Here is a 1684-nt window from a genome sequence, read left to right as displayed (position 1 = left end):
CTGCGAACGATTCGGGCTGCGATACAACACCGGCTCCCTCGCCCACCAGACCGCCAGCGTCTGGAAAACCATCTTCCGCCTCGCCCTGCCCAACCGAGGGTCAGCCGGTGCGTAGGTCGATCTCGACACGCAGATACGTGGCGAGCTCGACGGGTGTGGGGGTGCGTCCGCGCAGCTGTTCGAGGTCGCTGGCCGCGGCTTGGAAGGGTGCGAGCCGGTCCGGGTCGTAGCCGTCGACGGCTTTGACCAGCGCCAGCGCGGCGACCTGCGCCAGGTCTTCGACGCGTTCGCCGCGCCCTGCGTAGCATTGTGCCAGCCGGTCGGTCAGCGGCACCATGCCGAGGATGGCCTGCGTCTGCAACGCTTCACGGTCAGGATCACCGGTGGGGAGACGATCGCGGGCACGCAGCAGCTGTTCCGTCGTCCAGCAGCTGTTCTGTCGTCAACGGTGGATCGGCCGAACGAACCCGTCGAGCGGCAGCAGTGGGGCTGAGAACACCACCGTGGTGGCTCTTGTCCATGCCGATCTCCACCATTGCGCCGGTCTACCTACCGACACCACCTGACTCGAAGGGATCACCGCGATGGCAAAGGTCATCTCCACGCTGTTCATCTCGGCCGACGGTGTGGCCGAGATCGACCCCGATTGGCACTTCCCGTACTTCGACGAGAACATGGGCCGCGCCGTCGGGGAGGACTATGACACCGCTGATGTGCTGCTCATCGGCCGCGAGACCTACGACAGCTTCGCCGGAGCCTGGCCCGGCCGCGAGGCCGCGGGTGGGGACGACGCACCGTTCGCCAAGCAACTCGGGGACGTGCGCAAGGTGGTCGTCTCGCGCCAGCCCCTGGAGTTCTCCTGGCGCAACTCCGAGCTGATCAAGGGCGATCTCCTCGATGCCGTCGCCTCGCTCAAGGCCGATGACGGCATCAGGGGCATCCTCATCCCCGGGTCGATCTCCGTGGTGCAGCAACTGCTCGCCGAGGGGCTGGTCGATGAGCTGCGCCTGCTGGTGCATCCGGTGGCGGCGCGGAAAGGCCGCAAGCTGTTCGATGACGGCGACGCGCCGTACCACTTGAGAATGACGGCGACGGAGGCGTTTCCGACGGGCGTGATCCGCGTGATCTACTCGCCGACCGCGGCACCCGCCAAGGTCGGCTACGACGAGGTCACGGACCAGGTACCCGGAGGGAAATAGCCGCCTTCGCGGGGAGGATGGCCGCATCGGCGCCACCGCAGGTAGTGGTCGACCTCCTGCCGGTTGTACCCGCGTAGGGCCACCCGGAAGCTGTCCGCCTGGGCATCGGCTTGGGCCTTGGCCCGTCGGGTCGGGTCGTCGGACGCGATGGCGTCGTTGGCCTTCTGGACGAACGTGTCGACCTCGGCCCGGTCGTAGCCACGGGCGGCGGCAGCCTCACCGGCGGCGCGCTGATGTGGCCCGCCGGCGGGCTGTGGGCCGGTTTCTGACCCGATCGATGAGAGGGCAGCCGCCCTGGTTCCGGTCAGGAGCCGGGGCGGCTGCTGTCAAGTTGTCGGCGCGCATGGGATTGCGTCACGCCTCGCGCGCCGAGCCGGGTTCAGAGCCAGTCGGCGCGGGCGGCGAGCAGGCCGGCCTCGAAGCGGCTGCGGGCGCCGAGGCGTTCCATGATGTCGGCCATCATCCGGCGGCAGGTCCGTTCGGAG

The 1684-nt window shown here is 68.6% G+C and carries 2 protein-coding genes; one reads left to right on the top strand and one right to left on the bottom strand.

What is annotated here, in order from left to right; genetic code table 11:
* Positions 1–100: 100 nt before the first annotated feature.
* Positions 101–361 (bottom strand): sigma factor, encoded by a 261-nt coding sequence (locus ACGFI8_RS47970; RefSeq protein ID WP_392815814.1) that lies wholly within the window; start codon positions 359–361, stop codon positions 101–103.
* 223 nt (positions 362–584) lie between these two features.
* On the opposite strand from ACGFI8_RS47970, the gene ACGFI8_RS47965 reads away from it, so the two are divergent.
* Positions 585–1199 carry a dihydrofolate reductase family protein gene (locus tag ACGFI8_RS47965; RefSeq protein WP_392815812.1) on the top strand — a complete coding sequence of 205 codons (615 nt, stop codon included), beginning with the start codon at positions 585–587 and terminating at the stop codon, positions 1197–1199.
* Positions 1200–1684 lie beyond the last annotated feature (485 nt).

Source organism: Dactylosporangium sp. NPDC048998, assembly GCF_043197855.1.
GTDB lineage: Bacteria > Actinomycetota > Actinomycetes > Mycobacteriales > Micromonosporaceae > Dactylosporangium.
This window is presented reverse-complemented; position numbering and strand designations above follow the sequence as displayed.